Source organism: Micromonospora sp. NPDC005163, from assembly GCF_053599835.1.
In genome coordinates this window covers 1-1,548 of sequence record NZ_JBSFYP010000160.1, presented here as the reverse complement: position 1 = coordinate 1,548, position 1,548 = coordinate 1, and the positions used below count along the sequence as shown (strand labels likewise).

At 67.9% G+C, this 1,548-nt stretch carries 2 protein-coding genes; both read left to right on the top strand.

Going from position 1 to position 1,548, the window contains the following annotated elements:
• The first annotated feature begins 83 nt into the window (after positions 1-83).
• Positions 84-557 (top strand): N-acetyltransferase family protein, encoded by a 474-nt coding sequence (locus tag ACWD6N_RS37705; RefSeq protein ID WP_450006753.1) that lies wholly within the window; start codon positions 84-86, stop codon positions 555-557.
• Between the two features lie 53 nt (positions 558-610).
• The gene (locus ACWD6N_RS37700) at positions 611-1,525 is read left to right on the top strand and encodes an IS982 family transposase (protein ID WP_449939431.1); all 915 of its coding nucleotides are present in this window, start codon (positions 611-613) and stop codon (positions 1,523-1,525) included.
• Positions 1,526-1,548 lie beyond the last annotated feature (23 nt).

Here is a 1,548-nt window from a genome sequence, read left to right as displayed (position 1 = left end):
GCCTAGATGATCAATTCCAAGGGGTCGCCGCGCGCTCGTAAGGTGGTTTCGCTCCGGCCAGACCGGCCTGCGAGAGTGTGGCCATGAGTGACGTCGTTATCCGCCGGGCCGAGCTCGACGACGCGCCTGCGCTGGCGGCAATGCGCTGGCGATTCAAGGTGGAGGAGAACGGTGACGAAGTCCCGCAGGATGAAGAGGAGTTCACCGCTGAATGCGGGGGCTGGCTGCGTACCCGGATGGCCGGGCCGTGGCGAGTCTGGCTCGCGGAAGCGGGTGGCCAGCCTTGTGGCCACGTGTTCGTGTGCCTCGTGGAGAAGGTCCCAAGCCCCTCCCCGGGATCCGAGGCGCTCGGTTACGTGACGAACTTCTATGTCACCCCGGAACAGCGCAACCGCGGCCTGGGCCGGGCCCTCCTTGATGAGGTGACCCGCTATGCGCGCGCTCACCGCCTGGACACGTTGATCGTGTGGCCGTCCGAGCGGAGTGCGCCGCTGTACCGGCGCTGCGGCTTCGATGGACCGGGCGAGCTCCTCGAACAGCCCGTGGCGCCCAGCTGAGCGAATTCCAGCAATGGCTCTGCTGAGGATGCGAGGGCGCCCAAAGTCAGTCTGTGACGAACAACCTGGACACCCTCGCGACCGCACTCTATGTGAAGACCGACGACCTGCTGAAGGACTCACCGCAATTCGCCCCGCGGCGTCCGGCCGTGGGCATCATGCCGCGGCTCAGCGACGCGGAGCTGGTGACGCTGGCGATGATGCAGGCGATACTCGGCTTCACCTCCGAGGCCCGCTGGCTGCGGCACGCCGGCGCCCACCTTCGCCACCTCTTCCCCTACCTGCCCCAGCAGCCCGGCTACAACAAGCGTCTGCGCAAGGCCGCCGGCCTCATCCGCCGCGTCACCCGGACACTGGCCCGCGACACCACGCTGTGGAGCGACGACGTATGGGTCGTGGACTCCACGCCCGTCGAGTGCGGACGCTCCCGAGAGACCGTCAAACGCTCCGACCTGGCCGGATGGGCCCAGTACGGGTACTGCGCCAGCCACACGCGCTACTTCTGGGGACTGCGGCTGCACCTGGTCTGCACCCTTCACGGCCTGCCGGTCGCCTTCGCACTGACCGGGGCCAAGGCGGACGAGCGCGAGACCCTGCTGGACCTCCTCGCCGTCGAACCCCAGCTCACCGCCGAGCGCCCAGGACAGACGCTGATCGGCGACAAGAACTACTTCGGCCGCGAGTTCGAGCAGCAGTTGGCCGAGCTCGACATCCGGCTGCTGCGGCCGGCCCGCAAAGGCGAGGCCGAGCGAGCCGGATCACAGCTGTTCAAACCACTGCGGCAGGTCATCGAGTCGGTCAACGAGACCTTCAAGGGCCAGCTCGACCTCGAACGACACCGCGGCCGCACCCCCGGCGGGGTGGCCGTCCGCGTCCTGCAGCGCATCCTCGCGCTCACCGCCGCCGTCTGGCACAACGACCACACCGGCCAGCCGATCATGCGCGCGCTCACCGCCTACGACCACTAAACCCCTTGGAATTGATCATCTAG

What these genes read in the sequence shown, in the direction of transcription:
- ACWD6N_RS37705 (WP_450006753.1), top strand. Translation starts at nt 84, where the DNA reads ATGAGTGACGTCGTTATCCGCCGGGCCGAGCTCGACGACGCGCCTGCG.